General features: G+C 43.3%; 16 protein-coding genes. 10 read left to right on the forward strand and 6 right to left on the reverse strand.

Annotation, left to right across the window (positions count from 1 at the left end; translation table 11 throughout):
* Nucleotides 1-1,080 carry a Gfo/Idh/MocA family protein gene (locus NAF19_RS16825; protein WP_252791304.1) on the forward strand — a complete coding sequence of 360 codons (1,080 nt, stop codon included), beginning with the start codon at nucleotides 1-3 and terminating at the stop codon, nucleotides 1,078-1,080.
* Nucleotides 1,081-1,138: 58 nt separating this feature from the next.
* Nucleotides 1,139-1,402 carry a CBU_0592 family membrane protein gene (locus tag NAF19_RS16830; RefSeq protein ID WP_252791305.1) on the forward strand — a complete coding sequence of 88 codons (264 nt, stop codon included), beginning with the start codon at nucleotides 1,139-1,141 and terminating at the stop codon, nucleotides 1,400-1,402.
* On the opposite strand, the gene NAF19_RS16835 is transcribed toward NAF19_RS16830, so the two are convergent.
* Nucleotides 1,370-2,074, reverse strand: coding sequence for a TetR family transcriptional regulator (locus NAF19_RS16835; protein ID WP_252791308.1), 705 nt, complete (start codon nucleotides 2,072-2,074; stop codon nucleotides 1,370-1,372). The two genes, NAF19_RS16830 and NAF19_RS16835, sit on opposite strands and share 33 nt — an antisense overlap.
* Before the next feature lie 311 nt (nucleotides 2,075-2,385).
* On the opposite strand from NAF19_RS16835, the gene NAF19_RS16840 reads away from it, so the two are divergent.
* The 4 genes from NAF19_RS16840 to NAF19_RS16855 all read left to right on the forward strand — a co-directional run bounded on the left by NAF19_RS16840 (nucleotide 2,386) and on the right by NAF19_RS16855 (nucleotide 10,951).
* Nucleotides 2,386-5,592, forward strand: a complete 3,207-nt coding sequence (locus tag NAF19_RS16840; RefSeq protein WP_252791310.1) for a SusC/RagA family TonB-linked outer membrane protein — start codon at nucleotides 2,386-2,388, stop codon at nucleotides 5,590-5,592.
* Nucleotides 5,593-5,629: 37 nt separating this feature from the next.
* Nucleotides 5,630-7,417: a RagB/SusD family nutrient uptake outer membrane protein gene (locus NAF19_RS16845; protein ID WP_252791312.1), complete on the forward strand. Its 1,788-nt coding sequence runs from the start codon at nucleotides 5,630-5,632 to the stop codon at nucleotides 7,415-7,417.
* 32 nt (nucleotides 7,418-7,449) lie between these two features.
* Nucleotides 7,450-8,373 carry a metallophosphoesterase gene (locus NAF19_RS16850; protein ID WP_252791313.1) on the forward strand — a complete coding sequence of 308 codons (924 nt, stop codon included), beginning with the start codon at nucleotides 7,450-7,452 and terminating at the stop codon, nucleotides 8,371-8,373.
* Between the two features lie 145 nt (nucleotides 8,374-8,518).
* Nucleotides 8,519-10,951, forward strand: a complete 2,433-nt coding sequence (locus NAF19_RS16855) for a bifunctional YncE family protein/alkaline phosphatase family protein (protein WP_252791315.1) — start codon at nucleotides 8,519-8,521, stop codon at nucleotides 10,949-10,951.
* Nucleotides 10,952-11,021: 70 nt separating this feature from the next.
* Here the strand turns inward: NAF19_RS16855 and NAF19_RS16860 are convergent, their stop codons facing one another.
* The 4 genes from NAF19_RS16860 to NAF19_RS16875 all read right to left on the reverse strand — a co-directional run bounded on the left by NAF19_RS16860 (nucleotide 11,022) and on the right by NAF19_RS16875 (nucleotide 14,291).
* A complete protein-coding gene (locus NAF19_RS16860) occupies nucleotides 11,022-11,387 on the reverse strand; it encodes a DUF2200 domain-containing protein (protein ID WP_252791316.1) in 366 nt (121 codons plus the stop codon).
* A 162-nt stretch (nucleotides 11,388-11,549) separates the two neighbouring features.
* A complete protein-coding gene (locus NAF19_RS16865) occupies nucleotides 11,550-13,250 on the reverse strand; it encodes a GH39 family glycosyl hydrolase (protein ID WP_252791317.1) in 1,701 nt (566 codons plus the stop codon).
* A gap of 238 nt (nucleotides 13,251-13,488) precedes the next feature.
* Entirely contained in the window at nucleotides 13,489-13,968 is a 480-nt protein-coding gene (locus NAF19_RS16870; protein WP_252791318.1) for an SRPBCC family protein, read from the reverse strand.
* A gap of 2 nt (nucleotides 13,969-13,970) precedes the next feature.
* Nucleotides 13,971-14,291 carry an ArsR/SmtB family transcription factor gene (locus tag NAF19_RS16875; protein ID WP_252791319.1) on the reverse strand — a complete coding sequence of 107 codons (321 nt, stop codon included), beginning with the start codon at nucleotides 14,289-14,291 and terminating at the stop codon, nucleotides 13,971-13,973.
* A 160-nt stretch (nucleotides 14,292-14,451) separates the two neighbouring features.
* Between NAF19_RS16875 and NAF19_RS16880 the strand changes: the two genes are divergently transcribed.
* From NAF19_RS16880 to NAF19_RS16890, 3 genes are all read left to right on the forward strand, one after another.
* Nucleotides 14,452-15,648, forward strand: a complete 1,197-nt coding sequence (locus NAF19_RS16880) for an amidohydrolase family protein (protein WP_252791321.1) — start codon at nucleotides 14,452-14,454, stop codon at nucleotides 15,646-15,648.
* A 189-nt stretch (nucleotides 15,649-15,837) separates the two neighbouring features.
* On the forward strand, nucleotides 15,838-18,954 hold the full coding sequence (locus NAF19_RS16885) for a T9SS type B sorting domain-containing protein (RefSeq protein ID WP_252791322.1): 3,117 nt from the start codon (nucleotides 15,838-15,840) through the stop codon (nucleotides 18,952-18,954).
* A 367-nt stretch (nucleotides 18,955-19,321) separates the two neighbouring features.
* A complete protein-coding gene (locus NAF19_RS16890; RefSeq protein WP_252791324.1) occupies nucleotides 19,322-20,209 on the forward strand; it encodes a hypothetical protein in 888 nt (295 codons plus the stop codon).
* Between the two features lie 304 nt (nucleotides 20,210-20,513).
* Here NAF19_RS16890 and NAF19_RS16895 read toward each other — a convergent pair whose 3' ends face one another.
* Nucleotides 20,514-20,765: a GIY-YIG nuclease family protein gene (locus NAF19_RS16895; protein ID WP_252791325.1), complete on the reverse strand. Its 252-nt coding sequence runs from the start codon at nucleotides 20,763-20,765 to the stop codon at nucleotides 20,514-20,516.
* Between the two features lie 408 nt (nucleotides 20,766-21,173).
* On the opposite strand from NAF19_RS16895, the gene NAF19_RS16900 reads away from it, so the two are divergent.
* A complete protein-coding gene (locus NAF19_RS16900; RefSeq protein ID WP_252791327.1) occupies nucleotides 21,174-23,309 on the forward strand; it encodes an ATP-binding protein in 2,136 nt (711 codons plus the stop codon).
* Nucleotides 23,310-23,314 lie beyond the last annotated feature (5 nt).

Genomic DNA, 23,314 nt, shown 5'->3' on the forward strand with positions numbered 1-23,314 from the left:
ATGTCTGTACAGAACAATATAAAGGTGTTGGTGGTAGGCTGCGGCAATATGGGGTCATCTCATGCCGTGGCTTACCATACTTTACCCGGCTTTGAAATATGCGGGCTGGTATCTACCGGAAAGAGCAAAGAGGTGCTTAATCAAAATTTGGGCGGTGGCTATCCGTTGTTTGATGATTTTTATGAAGCCCTTGACGTAACGAAGCCGGATGCCGTTTGTATTTCTACCTATCCGGATACACATGAGCCCTACGCTATCAAGTCGTTTGAACAAGGCTGCCATGTGTTTATAGAAAAGCCATTGGCTGATTCTGTTGAGGGAGCGATAAGGGTTGCAGCAGCTGCGGAAAAGGCAAATAAAAAGCTGTTGGTAGGGTATATTCTAAGGTATCACCCATCCTGGGAAAAGTTTACGGAACTGGCAAGAGAAATGGGGAAGCCGCTGGTGATGCGTATGAACCTGAATCAGCAGAGCCACGGCCACAAATGGACGATTCACCGCAATTTGATGAAAAGCCTGAGCCCGATTGTAGATTGCGCAGTACATTATATTGACGTGATGTGCCAGATGACGCGATCGCGGCCAATGCAGGTGAGTGCCATCGGCGCAAGGCTTACAGATGATATCCCGGACTGGAATTATAATTATGGCCACCTGCAGATCCGTTTTGAAGATGGTTCTGTGGGTTGGTATGAAGCCGGCTGGGGCCCAATGGTAAGCGATAATGCATTTTTCATTAAGGACGTATTCGGGCCTAAAGGTGCGGTTTCTATTGTCGCGAAAAATGCCGCGTCGGCCGGTAATTCAGACAATATCAGGGCGCATACCAAAACCGAATCAATCAAGGTGCATTACGCAGACCTCGATGCGGACGACGAGTTTACCAGGGAAAATGAGTGGATAGATTTGAAAGACGAACCCGACCACCAGGAATTGTGTAATCGTGAACAACGCCATTTTTTAAAAGCCATACTGGAAGATATCGACCTTTCAGAACCTGCTGCCGACGCGGTAAATAGCCTGAAAATTGCCTTTGCCTGTGATGAATCGGTAAAAACGGGAAAGATGATCGACCTGTAGGATGGTGTGCCTGCCTCTGGCACATTATAACATTTACCGGCAATATTAACCCGACGTTATGAAACAAATTATATTAACAAGTATTGGCTGGCTGGGTGTGGTTTTATGCACCTTAGGTTATTTATTGTTAAGCTTAAAAGTAATAAAGGCCGAATCGCGGACTTTTCAGTTATTGAACATCATGGGCGGACTGTGTTTGGTAGCCACAGCAATTGATAATAGCGATATGCCAAATGCTGTAGCCAACCTGTTATGGATGTTTATTGGGGTATTTGCCTTAGGTCGCCAGTTACGTATCCAGGGTGCTTCCAGGGCTGAATGAGTTATCTATACCCAAAATTTCGTAAGCTTTATTCTTGTAATATTCAAGGCGCTCGGCATATGCTTTTTTATCATTTTCTAACGAAAGATAAAAATATGCGCCATCTACCAGTACGAAAATTAAATCAGCCGCTGTTTTAGGGGTTGGAACGTTTATTAAATGCTTTTCATTGCATTGCTCTATCATTGACGCAAGTGCAAGGCGAAGGGAATCCAGTATAGTCTTATATTTTGCTTTGATTTTTTTCTCTCTGAACGCCAATGCATAAAAGGTATAAAACAGCCCATCGTCAAATAGCAAATTCCATTTTTTTGAAAAAAGCATTTCAATCGTTTTTTGTAAATCTTCAAGCGTAACTTCTTCCTTATTTTTAATCGTATAGATCAACAGGTATCTTTCGAGGATATAATCTATCAGTGCATAAGTTAGATCCTCCTTTGTTTCAAAATAATGACTGACAAGGCTTGGATTAATATCCATCACTTTCGCTATTTTGGCGATAGAAGTATTCTCATAACCTTCTTTTTTAGCAACCTTGTAAAAGGTCTTTATAATTTCTAATTGTCTTATCTCTTTAAGGCTCTTTCTACCCATGCTAATAATATCTGAAACGACTAAACTACTCAAAAGTAATCTTATTTCTGAAATTTTATAAATTGATTGGTTATTCAATTAACTTACTGCTTTTTAATCGTCGATATTTCATAGGCTTGCGAATTGGCAGAACAGAAATATTTAAAATCCGGATGATAGCTTATTTATATGAGCTTTTGGCCTATAAACCCCAATATCGCTTAATAATAGGGTAATAACGTAAAACTTTTATTGCGTATAAATTCTTTCTTTGTGAATTATAAATTGATTGGTTGTTCAATTAATTTATTAATTTTTCGATAACCAATTGATAACATAAGAACCAGACCTTAGCCGCGCTTTAGATAACGCGGTGAATGAAAATTAAACTATTAAATATTAACCCGATTATGAAAAAAAAACTACTATTGATCTGCTTCATGTTCTTTGCAGCAAAGGGTTTCGCTCAAAACATCACCGTTAGCGGTGTGGTTTTTGATGCCGATGCCAAAGGCCCCCTACCATCGGTAAACATCAGGGTAAAGGGAACAACCCAGGGCACCGCAACAAATTTACAGGGCAACTATTCCCTTGTTAACGTAAACCCAAATGCCACGCTTGTTTTTTCCTTTATGGGGTTTAAGCAGCAGGAGATCAGCCTTAATGGGCGAACCCAATTGGACGTAAACCTATCGCCAGACTATGGTAACCTCAACGAGGTTGTAGTTGTCGGCTTTGGCGCCAAGAAAAAAATAAATATTGCGGGAGCCATCGATCAGATTTCGGGCAAACAGCTCGAATCGCGCCCGATAGCAAACGTAATGCAGGGTTTGCAGGGCCTTAGTCCGGGCCTTAATATTACTTACCCCGGCGGATCGCCCGGTACGGTACCGACAATCAATATAAGGGGATTTACTTCCATAAACGGAGGCTCGCCATTAATTGTAATTGACGGCATCCCGGCATCAAGCAACGACGATATGTTGCGCCTAACCCCATCAGATATTTCATCTATTTCTATATTGCGTGATGCCGCATCGGCAGCTATTTATGGGGCAAGGGCGGCATTTGGTGTAATACTTATCACAACCAAACAAGGCAGTGCAGGTCATCAGCTCATTAGTTACAATGCGTTGTCGTCGTGGGGTAAGCCTACTATTTTACCGCAGCCTGTAACCGACCCCTACATCTACTCAAAGGTGCTCGAAACATCTACAAATAATACGCCCTGGGACTACGTGAATTACAGCGATGAGCATTACAAATGGGCCAGGGAAAGATCTGACAACCCATCTATTGCAGATACCAGGTTAAATCCATCTGATCCTACAAAATGGGATTACATGGGAAGCAACAATTGGTATAAATATTTTTTTAATGATGCCAGCTTATCACAAAACCATACGCTGACACTTTCGGGAGGCGCCAATATAAACAGCACACCTTTAACTTATTACCTGTCTGCAGATTATACCAAAGAAAATGGCCTGAATAAACTTTCAGACGATTTCTGGAACCGTTATGGCTTGAGATCGAGGTTGGGATTTTCGCCTTTAAAGTGGCTTAAAATAGATAATAACCTCAGTATTTATGAAACTAAACGGGCCCAGCCGGCAAGCAGCATAACCGATATTTATTATTTGCAACCAACCGACGTAGCCAAAAACCCGGATGGTACCTGGGCCAATACCGGGGCAGGAAGGCTTGGAGCCAGGCTGGTTGATGGCGGGAATAACCTCCAAACTATGTTTGGTTTTCAAAATATTGCCAGCGCAACAGCTACATTCTTAAATGGCGATTTAACGGTAAATGGCGATGCTTCGTTTAAAAGAGAATTGTGGAAATACCACGCCGACGCAAATTCGTATAATATTGGCTATGGGCCGAATGATGTGCGGCAGGAAGGCGGTACAGGTGGTGTAACCGAGAATAACGGCTACCTATATAATAACGCCTTCAATTTATATACCACGTATAAAAAAAACATCGGCGACCATTTTTTTAGCGCTATGGTTGGCTATAACTCCGAAGATTATAACTATTCAACTATAGGTGCCTCGAAGGACGGGCTTATATCATCTTCATTGCCTTACCTGGCACTAACCAACGGTACCTCATCGGTTAACGCAAGCTATTCGGCCTATGCCACAGCCAGCGAATTTGGCCGCCTAAACTATACCTATAAAGGACGTTACATTTTAGAGGGCACCGGCCGCTACGATGGATCATCACGTTTCCCTACAAAAAGTCGTTACGGCTTTTTTCCATCGGCATCAGCAGCGTGGATAGCGAGCGCCGAAGATTTTTTTAAGCCTTTGGCCCCTGTAGTGTCTACGTTTAAGTTGCGCACGTCATACGGCGACCTTGGCAACCAAAACGTTAGCGATTTTGGTTATATACAATCACTGCGAACAGGTGTTTCGGGTTATTTAATAGGCGGCAATAACCAAAGCCCGATTATTACAGGCGCCCCCGGGTTAACCGTCGACCCTAATACCTATACATGGGAAAGGGTATCCACATTTAACGTAGGTACTGATATCGGCCTTCTTAATGATAAATTCCTGGTTGGATTTGATTATTATATCCGCAATACCAAGGGGATGCTTACCGCTGGCCAGGAATTGCCGGGTGTACTCGGTACCGCAGTTCCAATGCAAAATGCAGCTGACTTAAGAACTAAAGGCTGGGAATTATCTGTAACCTACCAGGACAGGTTTACGCTGGCTTCTAAACCTTTCAGTTTTTCAACCAAAGTATTCCTTTCCAATTCTGACGCTGAAATCACACGATTCAAGAACGATCAGAATCTTTTTTCGAGCTACCGGGTAGGGCAAAAAATTGGGGAGATATGGGGGCTGGAAAATAATGGGTTATTCCAGAACCAGGCCCAGATAAATGCGCTTGATGAATCGGGCATTATACCCTGGGGTGCTTTAAGCATTGTTCCGGGCTGGCCCCAGTACAAAGACCTGGATGGAAACCATAAAATTGAAAAAGGCTTAAGTGCAAATGATCCCAAAGACTTAAAAATTATTGGCAACAGCGCCGATCATTATAGTGTTGGCGCCAATATAAATATGAATTGGAATGGCATTGATCTTTCTGTATTCATGCAGGGCGTATTAAAAAGAGATTTTTACCCGCACCATTATTTGTTTTGGGGACCATATCAGCAGCCCTATGCCAACGTATATCCATGGAACCTTAATTACTACCGCGCCACACCCGAGACGGCTGCGCAAAGAGCCCAGGATTCGAAATCTTATTTGGCAGCAGGCCTTGCCGATGCCAATACAAACTCTTACTACCCTGTGCTGCAAGCATGGCTGGCCGATGCCAATTACGGCGCCGGATTGGATATCCCGCAAACAAAGTACCTGTTAAACGGCGCTTATTTAAGAATTAAAAATGTTTCATTGGGTTATACCTTACCCACCCATTTAACAAAAAGAGCAGGTATAAGCCGCCTTCGCATTTTTGTAACCGGCGATAACCTTTACGAGTTCTCGGCTATAAAGAAATATATCGATCCTGAGGCGGTAAATCAAGGCTCAAGCGCATGGGCATATCCATTCCAGCGAAAATATGCAATCGGCTTAAACTTAGATCTTTAATTTTTAAATGATTTAATAATTATTAAAAAAATCAGTCATGAAGAAATACACTATATATATCGTGTTTATTGCAATTGCGTTTACTGCATGCAAAAAAAGCGGACTCGACCGTTTTCCCCAAACGGCTATCTCACCAAATCTTTTCTTTAATACAGAAAATGACCTTTCGTTATACGTTAACGGCCTGCTGTCTATGCCCGACAGGTATAGCTACCTGAATGATCAAAGCAGTGACAATGTTGCAACTACCGCTAACGTAGAAGTGAAAAATGTAATGGCAGGCAGCGCCAATTCACAAAATATTACCTCGGGTTGGGACTGGAGCCGGTTACGCGATGTGAACTATTTTTTAGAAAACTATAGTAAGGCAAAAGTGAGCGCCGATATAAAAAATCACTATGCCGGATTGGCCAGGTATTATCGTGCCTTATTTTATATGGATAAAGTTAAACGCTTTTCGGATGTGCCCTGGTACTCGGGTACTTTGAGCCCGGGCGATAAAGCTTTATACAAGGCACGCGACCCAAGGGCATCGGTTATGGATAGCGTGATGGCCGACCTTGATTTTGCCTATCAGCACGTAAGGGAAAGCGTTCCCGCAGGTACACCCGGGAAATGGGCGGTAGCTGCATTCTATACCCGCACGGCGCTTTATGAAGGTACTTACCGTAAATATCATCCCGAATTAAATTTAGGGGGCAGCGCAAATACTTTTCTTCAAACCGCCGTTAAAATAGCCGGTGATATAATGACCTCGGGTAATTTCGCAGTTTACAATACCGGGAAACCCGATCAGGATTATGCTACTTTGTTCAACAGCCAGGATCTGACTGCAAATAAGGAAGTTATTTTGGCCAATATTTTTGACTACGGTAAGAAGCGGAGCGAGAATGTAAATGGGGTGGTTTTTGGCGACTATGAGCAGGCCCCTGCTAAAGATCTGATCCAAACCTACCTGATGAAAGATGGCAGCCGTTTTACCGACCAGCCAAACTATAACAAAATGAGTTTTGTACAGGAGTTTCAGAACCGCGACCCCCGGCTTGCTCAAACCATAGCATACCCGGGATGGATCAGGGTACCGGATACAAAGCCGTATATCCAGAGTTTAAACAAAAACTTTACAGGCTACCACCAATTAAAAGGGTACATAAACAGCACCGATGCCAGTACCGTAAATGGCGTTGATTTCCCTGTATACCGCTATGCTGAAGTGTTGCTAAGCTATGCAGAAGCACTTGCCGAACTGGGTACCTTAACGCAACCCCAGCTTGATGCTTCGGTGAACCTTCTCAGGAGACGGGCAGGTTTGCCTGATCTTAATATGGCACTGGCAAATTCAGCTCCCGACGCAGTATTACAACAACAATTTCCTAACATTGCGTCGAACGCCGGGGTGATATTAGAGATAAGAAGAGAGCGCAGGGTGGAGTTTGCGTTTGAAAATACCAGGTATGACGACCTGATGCGGTGGAAGGCTGGGAAGCTGTTAGCAAAAAGTCCGGAAGGGATGTATTTCGCAGGTTTAGGAAAATATGATCTAACCGGCGATGGTGTAGAGGATATTATTTTGATAGACGCATCTTCAACCATACCGGCAGAAGATCAAAAGGAAAAGAACTCATTGGGAGTGCCGTTAATATATTACCGCACAGGTACAATTGGCTCTGATGCCACCGTATATTTAAAGAATGTTAATACCGGTAGCTTCATTGTAACCGAATCAGTAACCCGTGATTTCCAGGAACCTAAATATTATTATCGCCCTATACCACAACAACAGGTAATATTGAACCAGGCCCTTAAACAAATATTCGGCTGGTAACAGGTGGTAAATTATTTGATAATCAAAATGAAATGATGAAACTAAACAGGAGATCTTTATTAAAGGCAGCGGGATTGGCCACCGGCGTGATGGTAACCGGTGGGCTGCCGGCCCTGGCTTCCATAAATAACGGGGAAGGAAAAAAAGGTAAAAAATTAGCGCTGACTGTGGCGCATATTACCGATGTGCATATCACTGACGGGAATAATGCACCGGAAAGGTTTAAAAACTGCTTAAAGCACATCATAGCGAAACACAAGCCTGATTTCTTTTTAAACGGGGGAGATTCCATTATGGATGCATCTTATGATAATGTAAAACACGACCAGGTTATCCAGCTATGGAGTATCTGGGATGATTGCATTGCGGTGCTTGATAAATATGAAGTACATAGCTGCATAGGTAATCACGACCCATGGTGGAAGGCTCCCTCAAAAGAGGATGAAATGTACGGGAAAGAATATGTGGTTAAGCGATTGAAAATTCCGCACCGGTACTATAGCTTTACCAAAAAGAACTGGCATTTTATTGTACTCGACGGGAACAACGGCAATATTTCGCTGGACCAGGAACAGTATGACTGGCTACAAGGCGAACTGGAAAAAATACCGGCATCTGCTCCTGTATCGCTGATGTCGCATTTTCCGATTTTAGGTGCCACGCAGGTGCTGGTTGGTGGTGGACATTCCGATTGTAAGAAGTTAAAAGATCTATTTTACAAACACCGCGACAAAGTAAAGATTTGCTTAAGCGGGCACAACCATTTATCTGATCATAGCCATTACAACGATGTTTTATATTGCTGCAACGGAGCTATGAGTGGCTTCTGGTGGGGTAAAGGCGATGTGGAATCGGCAGGGCCGGGTTATTACCTGGAAACCCCTCCGGGTTATGCAATATTAAGTCTGTATGATGATGGAACTGTTGAAAATGAATACTTCCCGCATTCTTATTAACAAGCAGGGAATATACGGGTTACTTTTACACCTTATCTTTGTTCTTCAGCATCGGTAATGCTCTTTATAAGATATAATACTCAAGGCGAAATTAAATTTGCCTTGAGTAAAGTATCAATATAAAAAGCGACTTAATATTATAGCTATGAGAAATTGTTTTTTTGGGTTTATCTGCGGCGGCCTTTTGCTGCTAAGCAACCAGCTTATTGCACAAAGGGTTCAGCTGCCAAATGGCTGGTCACTTTCACCCGCCGGAAACTCAATCCCGTTAAGCAGCGATCTGCCGCTCAATATGGCCATAGCGCCCGACGGAATCCATGCAGCAGTCACCAACAATGGTAACGGGCACCCAACAATTGATCTGATCAATTTGCAGGAACAAAAGTTAGTGGCTACCATAAATGTAAAAGATGCCTGGCTGGGGCTTGCCTTCAGTAAAAACTATTTGTATGCTTCGGGGGGTAATGACAATATTATCACCAGGTATCAGTTTACCGGGAAAAACCTCATCAATAAAGATACCCTTATACTCGGCCAGCCCTGGCCTAAGGATAAAATAAGCCCAACCGGGCTTACCCTTGATGCAAAGCGGGAACGGCTATATGTGGTGACCAAAGAAAACAACTCCCTGTATGTATGCGATACTAAAACAATGAAAGTATTGAGCAGGGTTGCCCTGTCTGCCGAGGCCTATACCTGTAGCCTGAACCCTGTAAAAAGAGAGCTGTATATTTCTGCATGGGGCGGTCATAAGGTTTGGATATATGATACTCAAAAGAACATATTAAAAGATTCAATAAATACAGGAGAACATCCTACAGACCTGGCCGTTGATGCGAAAGGTAAATGGCTTTATGTTGCCAATGCAAGCTCTAATTCTGTATCGGTTATTAATCTAAACACCCGCGAAGTAGCCGAAACGCTTCATACGGCATTATCACCTGATGCACCTGTAGGCTCAGCCACTAACAGTGTTGCGCTGTCTGCCGATGGGAAGACTCTTTATATTGCCAACGCAGATAATAACTATCTCGCTGAATTTGATGTATCCAACCCCGGTAATAGTCACTCCCTGGGATTTATTCCTACTGGGTGGTATCCTACCTGTGTACGTGTTTGCGGCAAGCAAATACTGGTTACCAATGGGAAGGGCATGTCCTCTATGTCTAATCCATACAAGCCTGGCGATAAGCCGTCTTCTGATGATGCAAAATATAAAAAGAGTAATAACAGTGCCCAATCACCTATTAGCCCGATAAAATATATCGGGAGCATGTTTAAAGGCACGCTATCGGTTATCCCTGTTCCAACTCCGGCAATCCAGAGTAACTATACCCAACAGGTTTACAAAAATACGCCCTATTCTAAAGAACGTGAGCTTGCTCCTTCAGGCGAAGCAGGGAACCCGGTTCCTGTTAAGGTCGGGGGCAATTCACCTATTAAATATGTATTCTATGTATTGAAGGAGAACCGTACGTACGACCAGGTTTTGGGTGATATGCCCGAAGGCAACGGCGACAGCAGCCTTTGCCTTTTTGGAAAGAAAATAACACCTAACGGCCATAAATTAGCGCAGGATTATGTGTTGCTCGACAATTTTTATGTGGATGCTGAAGTAAGCGCCGATGGACACAACTGGTCGATGGCTGCTTATGCTACTGACTTTGTGGAGAAGAACTGGCCTTACAATTATGCTGGCAGGGGAGGCAATTACGACTTTGACGGAAGCCGCCCGATTGCAAACCCGCCGCTGGGATTTATATGGAATTACTGTCAGCGGGCCGGCGTTTCTTTTCGAAACTACGGGGAGTTTATGGACACCGGGAAACCTACCCTTGACCTGCTTAGGGAAGACGCACATTATTGCAAGTCGTACCCGGGCTGGAACCTGGCGGTACAGGACGTATTCAGGGAAAAGATTTTTGAACATGACTTTGATTCCCTTGTAGCAAAGCAAAATGTCCCGCATTTTAACACGATATATTTGCCAAACGACCATACCAGTGGTTCATCAAAGGGAGCCTATAGCCCAATTGCACAGGTAGCAGATAACGACCTGGCACTTGGCAGGCTGGTGGAGCATATATCTCATAGTCCTATCTGGAAAGAATCGGTCATTTTTGTTTTGGAAGATGACGCCCAGGATGGCCCGGACCATGTAGATGCCCATCGCTCTGTTGCCTGGGTCATTAGTCCTTTTGTTAAACGCCATAGCGTTAACCACACTATGTACTCAACTTCCGGGATGCTCCGTACCATCGAATTGATCCTGGGGCTGCCCCCTATGAGCCAGTACGATGCCGCCGCAACCCCTATGTGGAACTGCTTTCAGCCCATACCTGACAGCACTGCCTATGTAGCCCAAAATGCTATTGTTGATATCAGCCAACGGAATGCAGCCTGGAATAAGGAGGCCAAGCAATCGGCATTATTTAACTTTGCCAAAGCAGATGCTGCTCCTGATAGATTGTTAAATGAAATTATCTGGAAAGCCATAAAAGGATCAGCCAGCCGGATGCCGGAACCGCGAAGGAGCGCCTTTGTAAAATTATCACCGGTTAAGGATGATGATGACTGATTAGTTTCGCCAATTAAACAAATGCGGATGCGTCATGAAGCTGCGATTGCGCGAGATAGAAGCTATTACTTTACGAGTTTCGCAATATCTTGTCCATTTTCCTTCCTTTCGCCAATTCATCCACCAGCTTATCCAGGTACCGGACTTGCTGTGTTAAAGGATTCTCGATTTCCTCTACGCGATATCCGCAGATTACCCCGGTGATGAGCGATGCATTGGGATTTATCGAAGCCATTTGAAAGAAAGTTTCAAAAGTTGCTTTTTGTCCAATCAGATCTTTTAGTTGCTCATTATTAAAGCCGGTTAGCCACGTTATCACCTGGTCCAACTCTTCTTTTGTTCTGCCTTTCTTCTCCACTTTTGCGATGTACAATGGGTATACCGAGGCAAAGGTCATTTTTGCGATACGCTCGTTGTGTATGTCGGTGGTGTTCATACCTTATATTGTTGACTTGATCTTCGTTACCCAAAAATACCTATAAAACATTGATAAGCAAAAACACAGGCATAGGCACGAGCTTTAGCAAACTGAGCCGGCGAAATGCTGAGCAGTCCTTATACTAAATTACCGGCATGCGCCGATTTTATTAGTCATCCGTTACCGCGTAAGCTTTATCAGCGTAACACCCTGCCGGGGCAGCAGCAATTCAATTTTGCATTGCCCTGCGCTGATATTTACTTTTCTGGGTTTTTCCAGCATTTGCAATTGCCCGTCTTTTTCCAATTCTGCTATTTGGGCGCTATCCGGATTTTGCGGCGATCCCATTTTTTTCCACGCTTCATAGGCATTGCTGTGTTCATCGTCAATCCAGTAATGGGTTAACGTTGCTGTGCTCATCGGTAAGTTTTTTATGGTGAGCTCTACCTGTTCAGCTTTTTCTTTAATATCGTCGTCATGGTAGTTCCAAATCATAATCGTAACAGAATGTTTATCTGCCGAAGCCAGTGCGCCAATATCTGATTCAGCTTTGCGAACGCTTGAATCAACAACCGCTTTTGTATTGTACATCCGGTTTCCATCAACCTTAAGTCTTTTTCCTTTCATCATGCCAAGCATCCTGAATACATTAAGCACAGGTTTATCAATCCCGTTGGTAGCAAGATCGCGGTAGCCGTAAAACCATGGCTGGTTCTCAAATTCAAACGACCATGAAACGGCACCTAAAAAATTAACCTTTAGCGAATCGGCAAGCAAGTATTTCCTGGCAAAAGAGGCGGCGGTATAACTGGCGTACATGGTGCCGTTGCGATAGGCATTTGCCGGATTGGTAGCCATACCGCAGGCCGCACATCCTTCCGGATCTGATTCGCCTATAATTACCGGAAGATCCCTGGTTTCGGGATAAGATCTAACAATTTTGAAACCGGTGCTTATATCCCTTAACTGCGGTGCCATATTCATCCGCACATGACCATCGACTACCTGGGGCTGACCTTTCGCATGAAAAGAAACCAGGTTGAGCGCTGTTCCTGTTTTGCCGGTAGCATAGTTAACGCCACTTATACAATGTTCAATAAAGGCCCTCAGGAAACTTATAGCGCCCTGCCCCGAAGTACCCGCAACCTCGGGTCCGCCAATCGTTATAGTTGGCAATGCTCTTTTTGCGCCGTTAACGGCATAGTCATATAATTTAAAAAATTCTTCCCTGATGCCCTGCCAGTATTCAATGTTTGGTTCGTTCCACACTTCCCAGTACCAGCTCTCAACCTCTGTTTTTCCGAACTTTTGTACCGAATGTTTTACCCACTGGTAGACCAGATCTTCCCATTTATGATAGTCCTTTGGCGGATAGGCCCATCCGGTCGAAAGCTTATTTGCAGTGCCCGGCTGCCAGTGATGCTGATAGGGTTGAGGGTGAGTTGAAAGGGCCTCGGGCATAAACCCGATTTGGGCATAAGGTTTCATGCCGCGTTTAATATAAGTGCTAAAAATACTGTCAATAATTTGCCAGTTATATACCGGGTTCCCCTTTTCATCTTCTGTATAGGCGTTGGTCGAACCCCACTTTAAAGCCGGCGTGCCATCGCCGGTCGTAAGCAGGTTATGCACCCGCATATAAACAGGTACCGGGCTTAATGACGCCAGTTCGCTAAGCAGTTTCCGGCCATCTTTCATATAAGTATAGTTGGGCTCATCGTGACCGAACCAGGCCCAGAAAGGAAACATAGTGCCAGTTTCATTTTTTAAGTCGACTGTGATACCGGCAGCTTGCTGTCCCGTTTTTTGTGCGAAAGTGTTACCGTAGCTTGTTATTATAAGCAACAAAATTATACACGTGTGCTGTATGCTATCTTTCATGGTTGTTAACGGGTGTTATTGAGATTGATGTACCTGTAAATATACTTGCAGTACCTCGTATTTACTTACGTTTCATCTAAAAAAAGGTAGTCTCACAAAACCAAAAAAGCCTCAAATCTTTCGACTGAAGGCTTTCTATTTAATATTAGCCGAAAGTGAAAAATTTCCGACCCAATTTGCGGAGGACTGGCCAAATTAAGCCGACCAAACACATCGCGACTGTACGGCTAAATAAATATTATTCGGGTAATTGCCCGGTTAACAATTTATTGAGTTTATTAAACATCATAATCCAGCCAGCGTAAGCACCTGTTTTCCTCGCTTCGGCTTCAGAAACAGCTTCATGGATTGTTGTCTTTGTTTGACTACCTATTGATTCAAACGTCACAGTGGTCATGATTTCGCCAGGCCATTGCGCCGACAAATTATCTGTCACGTCACCATTTTCATTAGTAATCCGTATCGTGAACGCCAGCTTTTCGGGTGGCAATATTTCAACGTAAGTACCCATTACCCAAGCGCCTCCATGCAGGGGGTGATGAATGTAGTAATGAAACTTCCCTCCTTGTTTTACTTCGATATACTTGTACGCTATGGTACATCCATCCGGAGCATACCAATGCTTGAGTTTTTCAGGGTCGGTCCATGCATCAAAAACTTCCCCGATGGGGGCATCAAATAAGTGGGTTATTAAAAGTTCTTTGTCTTTTGATTTCATATTTATAGTTTTTTTGTTTCCGCTAAAAATTTATCCAGTTTCTCAAACCGCTGACCCCACAGCTTGCGGGATTGGTTCACCCAATCAACCACCTCATCTAATTGATCCAGCCGGGCTTCGCAAAATTGTTCCCGGCCTTTCTGAGTAAGCGTGATCATGCCGCATTCGTTCAGAACTTTAAGATGCTTGGCAATCCCTTGCCTGGTAATTCCCGAATCTTCTACAATTTGACCAATATTTAACGCCCCACCCGATAACTTCTGGATAATCATTCTCCTGGTGGGGTCTGCAATAGCCTGGTAAACGTCTCGTCTTTCAATCATAGCACAACCATTTGGTTGCTAAATATAAATACAACCATTTGGTTGTGCAAATTTTTTTTGAGAATATCTGGCAGCAGTGCAGTTGCTGATCTTTCTAATTCTCGTACCGCTAATCCTGAGTATGCGGGCTTTGGCAATACTTATGGAATTAAAATAAGCGATGATGAAGCTATACATTGCAAAAGCAAGCACCGGTGCGAATGGCTCGTACAAACAGGTGGTAGTATCTAATGCAGTAGATAAAATAGAGCAACCACGATGGGTTTGCATAAAAATGCTGGAAATTGTTTACGTGACCTACGTTACAACATTAATTCATATTTTAGTATCAAATCCTTATGCAATGAAAAAGTACCTATTCATACTGTTTGCTTTCCTGGTAGCTTTGAACTCTTTCGGGCAGGTTAAGCGCCCGTTACCGGTTATTGACATGCACCTGCACGCCATTGGTGCCGACGACCAGGGGCCTCCACCTGTAAAAGTAGGTGCGCCATTTGCCTATTTTGGGTATGCCGAACCTAAGGTAAATTATGGAGAAACTTTTATTGGCGCTTTAAAAACCGGCGCCTGGAACACGGTTTCCATTTCTTCGCCACTTACCGATGATGAGTTAAAGCAGCAAACTTTAGCTGTTTTGAAAGAAAGAAATATATACGGCGTATTAAGCGGCGATATGACTAAAGTAAGACAGTGGAAAGCGACATTACCCGATAGGATTATAAATGCGGTTTATTGGGATTTCGGCATTTTGAAACATGACAAACTTGATGTAGACTCGTTAACTAAACTGTTTAAATCGGGTGAATTTAAAGTGTTTGGTGAAGTTGCTATTCAGTACGAAGGCATATCCGCAGCCGACCCTGCTATGGAACCTTATTTTAAAATGGCCGAAGATCTGGATATTCCGGTAGGCATACACCTTGGTACCGGGCCGCCGGGTGTTTCGCTACTAACTAAATCTCGCGCCAGGTTGGGGAGCGCCCTGATACTAGAAGATGTATTAGTTAAACATCCCAAACTTAGAATATATGCTATGCACGCGGGCTGGCCTATGATAGATGATATGATTGCGATGCTATACGCTTACCCGCAGCTATACGTTGATCTTGGCGTTATTAATTATATACTGCCCCAAAAAGAATTTGATTTTTATTTGCAACGACTGGTAAATGCCGGGTTCGGTAAAAGGGTTATGTATGGATCGGATCAGATGGTTTGGCCCGGTGCCATAAAGATTGGCATTGACAGGATTGAAGGCGCAAGTTATTTAACCAAAGGACAAAAACGTGACATTCTATTTAATAATGCTACCAGGTTTTTAGAGTTAAACGCTAAACAAATTGCAGCTATGCAGTAAGATTCTGTGCTTTAGTGTTAAGTAATAGGTCAAGGCCCGGAACCCAATGCCTTCGGCAGGTATGCCGGAACCTTATGCATGCGCTTTACGTCTCCAGCGAGGCAAATACTAACAACGTTTTATCACGATATAAAATAGCCGAATGCCCATGCCTCATAAATCATTAAAAGTTTTTACTTTGGCGTATTGATGATGACGCCTTATCGCTATTTACTAACTGTACTGCTTGTTTTGGCCTGCACAATTGCTTATGGACAACAGGATCTCGATTTTACAATAACTGCGAACTTGTTAACGGGCAAAAAGGTATTAAAGGTAAGGCGCGATTTTTCAGATCCTTATGCCTGGGTGCTCACCTCAAACAATGGCGTGTACCGCGTAAACAGCATAACTTTAACAATAGACGATTATACCGCTAAATTTTCTGCATATAGTAACCTTCGCTTTATTGATATAGCCGGCCTCAACCAGGATGATGTTTTTATTGCCGCTAATTCAACCAATGTAATTGAATATAAAAATGGTGCACTAAAAAAGATCGGGTCGTCTGATGGGATGGTAGGCGCGGTAAATTCAATAGGGGTCTCCAATTTTGATGCTGTTACCGGCCGCGGCAAACTGCTTATAGGTACCGCTACAGGCCGGGGAGTATTTGATCCGGCAACAGGACAGCTTAATTACTTCAGCAACCCGAATATAACGGATATAAAAATATTTGAATCCACTTACAGGACCCAGGTATATAAAGAGAACACCTATGACCCGCCCGATCCGCAACAATATCCGATAATTATTTCGGGTTACCAAAATGCACAGGAAGCTTATATCTACCAGGTTAACGAGAGCGGGCCAAATGTAACAACTGTATATGTTACCTTGCAAGCCGTGACTGCTATCCCGGGTTATGGCTCTGATATTTTTTGGGGCAACGAAAAAGGAATGTTCCAGGAGGCGGTTCAGAACTTTTACAATCCCAATCCGCCGTATGGGCATTACCTGGATAATACCGGCGTCAATAAAATCACGGCTATTTACGGCCTTACCAGTTTAGGCAACCCAAACTATGCCAATCCGCCATTTACGCTCACCAAGGAAAACCTGCTTATTGGTACAGCCAAGGGCTTATATTTCAGCAACTCGATGTATGGTAATTATGACGGCAGCTCATTACGCACTTTCTCATTATTCCATTTCGACCAGCTGGGCAATGTGGCCGTTAACGATGTATGCGTAAGCGGTACCGCAAGTAATTATTTAGATACCCCAGCCGGGTGTGAGGGTGGCATTTGGCTGGCCAGCGACAACGGCTTATACCTTATAAAACCCGACTACGGAAAATACTTCGACCCTAAACAGATGTTAAAGGCAGCCTCCTTTAATATCCCTAACGGAGACAACCTGGCCGAAACAACGATATGTGGTGGCAGCAGCGTTGACCTGGTTTTAAATCAATATGATGTACAGAATAACGGCATACAATGGTATAAAAACGGAAACATACTGCCCGGCGCCAACCTGGCTACGCTAAGTGTAAAAACCGCGGGCGATTATTATGCTTTGATATACGCCTCCTGCGAAAATATACATGCAGAGACCAATCACTTAAAAGTGAGTGTAACACAAGTGCCTGTTTTCAGCTTCAACTATCCTGATAAGATCCAAAATTGCAATGATGACCCGGTAACCCTTAAAACGGATGACAAGCCCGGCTACAGTTACCGCTGGTACACAAACGGCGTTTTAAATGGGGAAACATCTCCTGCTTTTACAGTTACCCAAACCGGTAAATATAAAGTGGAAGTGAGTGCCTGTACGGATAGCTGGGTGCCTTCAAAAGAAATTGAGGTAGATCTTGTACATCTGCCGGTTCCTGTAATTAACGCCGATAAAGCGAAATATTGTACAGGTGAAAACGCGATATTGACAGTTAACGCAGCCACAGAACCAGATTATGAGATCAATTGGTTTAGCGATGGCAATAAGCTAACCGCGGACAAGAATAAAACCAGCATTACCACAACCATTAATGGGAAATACACGGTAACCATCAGCAGCAAAATTGCAGCTTGTACAGCAACATCAAACCAGCAGCAAATAACATTTACACCCGCACCCGTTTTTACTTTTAACTACCCGGATGCCTTAAGATATTGTGACGGAACGCCGCTTACCCTTAAAGCGGAAGGCAGCACGGCCTATCAATACCGCTGGTATAAGGATGATGCGCTAACCGGCGACCTAACCCCGTCCTTAGCAATAACCCGGGCAGGGAAATATAAAATCGAAGTAAGCTCCTGCGATGGTTCTTGGGTACCATCAAAAGAGGTATCGGTGGATTTTGTAAGCTTACCGGCGCCTGTTATCATCCCGGATAAACCGTCCTATTGTATAGGCGACAATGCTACCTTATCGATCCCTGTACCTGCCGACCCCGCTTATACTATAAAATGGTTCAAGGACAACGTATTATTGCCTGCTGCCAACAATACAACTTCGTTACCCGCAAGTATTGCCGGCGACTATACTGTTTCGATAGTAAGTAACCACCCAAATAGCGATGGGACGACTTGCTCGCAAACCTCCGCAGCTCAATCGATCAGCTTTAACCCGCCACCGACTATCAGCATCCAAAAAATAATAAAGACCACGTTATGCGACGGACAAACCGTCGATTTAAAGGTCAGCTACAATAACGGCACGGTAAAATGGTCCACCGGTGATACGAATGACCAAATAACTGTGAGCAGTCCGGGCACTTACAAAGCAACCGTTACCTCATCTGCAGGCTGCCCATCCGATGCAAGCGTAGATGTGCTGTTTTTTTCAAACCCGGTATTAAACATTGCTAATGCCGAACTATGTGAAGCATCGCATAAAACCGTAACGCTAACAGCGCCGGCGGGGTTACAAACCTATGTATGGAACGGACAGCCGGGTGGTGAGACATTTATAGCCTACCATGCACAAACCGTTACCTTAACTGTAACAGATGTAAACGGTTGCCAGGCTACCCAGGAGATCCTGGTTACCGATGATTGCCCCGACGTGAAAGTTCCTAATACCTTTACACCCAATAACGACGGCGTTAATGATACCTGGGAGATCTCCGGGTTAGCATATGACCCAACCGCCGTCGTAAAAGTATTTACCAGGTACGGGCAGGAAATATATGAGAGCAAGGGTTACGGAAAACCCTGGAACGGCGAATACCGGGGCAAGAAGCTAGCCGCCGGGGTGTATTATTATATTATCACCATTAAAAATGGAAAGCAAACCTTTAGCGGCCCGGTTACAATTATTTATTAGAATAATATTGCCCACTTTACTAAACGAAACGGCTAATTGTTAATGCAAAATTCGTGCTTTTACGATATTGCTGAATAGTAGGTTTGTCATCTGTCCCTTTATGACCTGGCAGCGGGTGAATATTTACCCCATATGCGGTTGAAGTTTATCGCAGCATACCATCGGCTTACGTAACGCAACCACCATGCTTGCGAAACAAATTGCATTCGCTGCAATGTCAAAGTTATACAGGTTAAGCTTATGCCAGGTGTTAATTGACTCAAATGAAACTTATTTGGGGTTTTTATTAAAGCGAGCGGAATTTAGTATATTTATTGCTTAAAATGATTTGATAATTAAAAGATTTGCTAATTAAACGCTAAACCAGATGAAGTTAAATTTTACCACCTTAATTTTTGCGATAGCTGTATGCGCTTTTTGTTTTACATCATGTAAAAAAGATAGCTTTAAAACAACTGCTAAAAATACCACTACAATTGATTTAAATGAGGCGGCAGTTAGTCAATTGGCGGTAAGTTTTTATAATTCAGTAACCGGGGCTTATGGCGGTGCCGAATTAAAAAACGGGATAAAGATATCATCGGTCGACTCCTTGTCTAAAAACGGGCTGGTATTGCTAAGCACCAATCCTTTATGCGGCATGAAATTCGACACCATAGCCAATAAAATTATCAAAGTAAAGGATACTACCGTTTATCATAATGGCGGGCATTATTCAACTACTTATACTTGCAGCGGCGCTTCGCCCGATGGCTACAAAAACAATAACAGCTTTTTTACCACCTTAAAAACCACTAATACGCTCGATTCGCTTCATGTTGTCCAGCAATATACTGTTAAAGCGCTTAATAAAACTTACAAGTTGCTTTCGCTGAACGGAACGATGGAAACCTGGCGTCATAAACAGGTATTTAATGGCCCATTTTATCCCAATCCCTTTGGCGCCAACTTAATGAAGGTCAATACAGATATAATTGAAGACCATACCCACTATACGTTAAATAATATTAAGATAGACCATTCCGGTAGTATTCCTGACATGATTTCGGGAACCTCTAAGTCTACAGACGCTCATGTCGTTCAAAATAAAGATAACCCTTTAGGCGAATCTTTTTACACGTACTATTCAACCATAACGTTTTTAGGAAAGCACCTGGCGCGTGTTGAAGTACAAATCGGATTTGATTACGGGCCACCATCCCCTAAAATCTATGTTTATATTGTAAATGTACTTACCGGCCAGATTGTTCATTAGGGGGAGTTTTTTGGGGGGGGGGATTTCTTTTCGTATCCCGTTGTTCGAAGTTTGCAACTTCGAACGATTATGCCTGTAGATTGCATCTACATAATAAACAAAAAAAGCCTAACGCGCCCGGTTAAGCGTCCACGCTTAACCGAAAGACAAGTGCGGGTGTCCACACTCGCGAAAAATGAATGCCAAAAAACAAAAAGTCTCAAAACTTCCGACTCAAGGCTTTTTATCTAAAAGTAGCGGGGAGCAGGATCGAACTGCTGTCCGCTTTATAGCGGATATGAATCCTACGCTCTAACCATCTGAGCTACCATTTTTGACGAATAATTTCCCGGGCAAATTTTCTGCCATTGGCCGATTTTAATTGGTTCTCTCTTATGATCGCTTCTTTTTTGGTTTGAAATTCTTCAGTATGCGCTATCACCCATGGGCGATATTTGATAGTGTGGCCTTTAGTGGCTAACTCGTTGTGAGATAAGAAACGGTTGGATAAATCTGAAGTAAAACCGATGTATATTTGATTGAATTTAACAGAATATAAAATGTACACTGTAAACATATCCAAACTAAATAAAAAGAAAATGGCTCTTATCTGCCAAGATAAGAGCCTCATTTTCAATGTAGAGGGAATCGGCCAAAGTTCTAACTTTCATAATGATATAGAGGCTATTGTCGCTGCAAATAAAATTATTGAAACTACGAACCATTTTAAATAAAGGTTTGATTTCCAAACTGTGAATCAATGTTTCGATAAAGTTTTCAATTAAACACGATAATGTTCAGTTATCCTTTATTGATAGCAGCATGTATTGATAAAGCGATCCATTTCCTTATATAGTCCTGCATTAATCGATCGTATTGCTTTACTTACGAAAGGGGCAGAATACCGAAGTTTTTCGTGCATTTAAATTTCGTCCGGTCTATATTTGTGCTATCTTGCCTGTTCGTTTATTTTACACTTTATTAAATGGCTATAGCTGACCAAACCTACATTGCTGCAACCGACCTGTCATTCGCCGGAGTGCTGCACGATGTGAAAAAATCAAGAACAGCACTACAGCCAATTTGGGAAGCCATTACCAACGCGTTGGAGTCGATTAAGATCAGGCAGCAAACAAACCCGGCACACGAAGGCAAAATAGCGGTTAATATTTACGTATCCGAAACCACTACCGATAGCTATGAATTTGTCAAGCTTTCTGTATCCGACAACGGCGTTGGATTTAATGACCATGAGTTCCAAAGATTTAATACCTATAAGCTGACTTCCAAGGGGTTTAAAAACCTTGGTTCAGGGCGTATTCAATTTGTGCAATATTTCGATCATACGATCTTTGACAGCTATTTTGCACAGGAAGGAAAAAACTTTCACAGGAAGTTTACGATGTCCAGGAAAAAAGAGTTCCTGGATAAAAACGCGTTGGTTTACCATGATTTTTGTAAGGAAACTAATGCCGCAGGTGAGCTTACCACTACCCTTACCTTTATCACTTTGTTGGAAGATAGCAATATTTACAACAGTCTTACAGCTGAAACATTTAAGGCTTTCCTGGTCGAGCGGTACATTTCCTATTTCTGTACCAACCGGGACACGCTGCCGGAAATTACGATAAACTTCTTCGTACAGGGAAAAATCCAAAGCACAGTCAAGGTTGGTGCAAGCGACATTCCGGGCATCGAAAAAACTGAAATTATTCAGCTGACCTATAAAGAGATCTCGCCCTCGGGCCAGATCGTCGAATCAACGGACAAAACGGAGAGTTTCGCCATTGATGCGTTCAAGGTCAGCAAGGATGTGTTAAAAACCAATCAGCTGAAATTGAGTTCCAAAGGCGAGATCATCGAAGAATCGGGCGTTACGATTGAAAGCCTGTCTGAGCATGACCATATCAAAGGGAACAAGTTCCTGTTTATCGTTTCCAGTGGCTATATTGATTCCAGGGACACCAATATCCGTGGCCAATTGAATATCCCGTCACAGGACAACTTTAGTAAAGGCGGTGACCTTTTTTCACCCCGTGAAATTTTCATCGAAGACATCCAGCAGCGGGTGAATGAAAAGATCATCCAAATGTATCCGGAGATTGACGAAGTTAAGAAGAACCACCTCAGCCAATTCACCGAATTAAAAGAGATGTTCGGCCTTGACGAACGGACCGCGCAGGATATCCATATTTCGATCAACGACACCGAGACCAAGATCCTGGAAAAGTTTTATGAAGCCGAAGCGAGAAAAGCGGCTACTATCGACGCCAGTATCAAAGAGTCGATAGACAAACTCAATAAATTGGATACGACCGCGGACAATTATAATGAGGAGCTGAAAAAGGAGGTCAATAAGTTAGTCAAAACTATTCCTATACAAAATAAAATTTCTTTAACACATTATATTGCGCGCAGGAAACTGGTGCTTGACCTTTTTCAAAAGATATTGGACCGCAGCCTTGAAGTCCAGCAATCCGGCAGGCGATTTGATGAGGCCTTAATACATAACCTGATGTACCAGCAGCACAGCGGGGACTCAGAAAGCAGCGACTTGTGGATCCTAAGCGAAGACTTTATCTATTTTAAGGGCTCGTCCGAAGAACAACTCGAGCAACTTACATTGGATGGAAAGAAGGTATTTAAGACCCAATTCTCTGAAGAAGTTGAACGGTATTTAACCTCTTTGGGTGAAAACAGGAAGGTCAAGCGACCCGATATCTTGTTGTTTCCCGAAGAAGGCAAGTGTATCATCATTGAGTTTAAAACGCCCGACACTAATGTTTCTCAACACCTGACCCAAATCGACAGTTACGCAAACCTGATCAGGAATTACACCGAAGATGAATTTCAGATCGTCCAGTTTTACGGCTACCTGATTGGTGAAAGCATCGAGCCAAGGGATGTTTTAGGCAGGGTCAGCAGTTATGAGCATTCGTACCAGTTTGATTATCTCTTCCGGCCGGCGACAAAAGTGATTGGATTCGATGGCAGGTCTGATGGCGCGATATACACGGAGGTGATCAAATACTCCACCTTACTGAGACGGGCCCAGCAGCGCAACAAGATATTCCTGACGAAACTAACACAGGGCCTTGTTACTTCTTTAAGTGACTTATAGGCTGC

It is taken from the genome of Mucilaginibacter flavidus, assembly GCF_024055575.1.
Lineage (GTDB): Bacteria > Bacteroidota > Bacteroidia > Sphingobacteriales > Sphingobacteriaceae > Mucilaginibacter > Mucilaginibacter flavidus.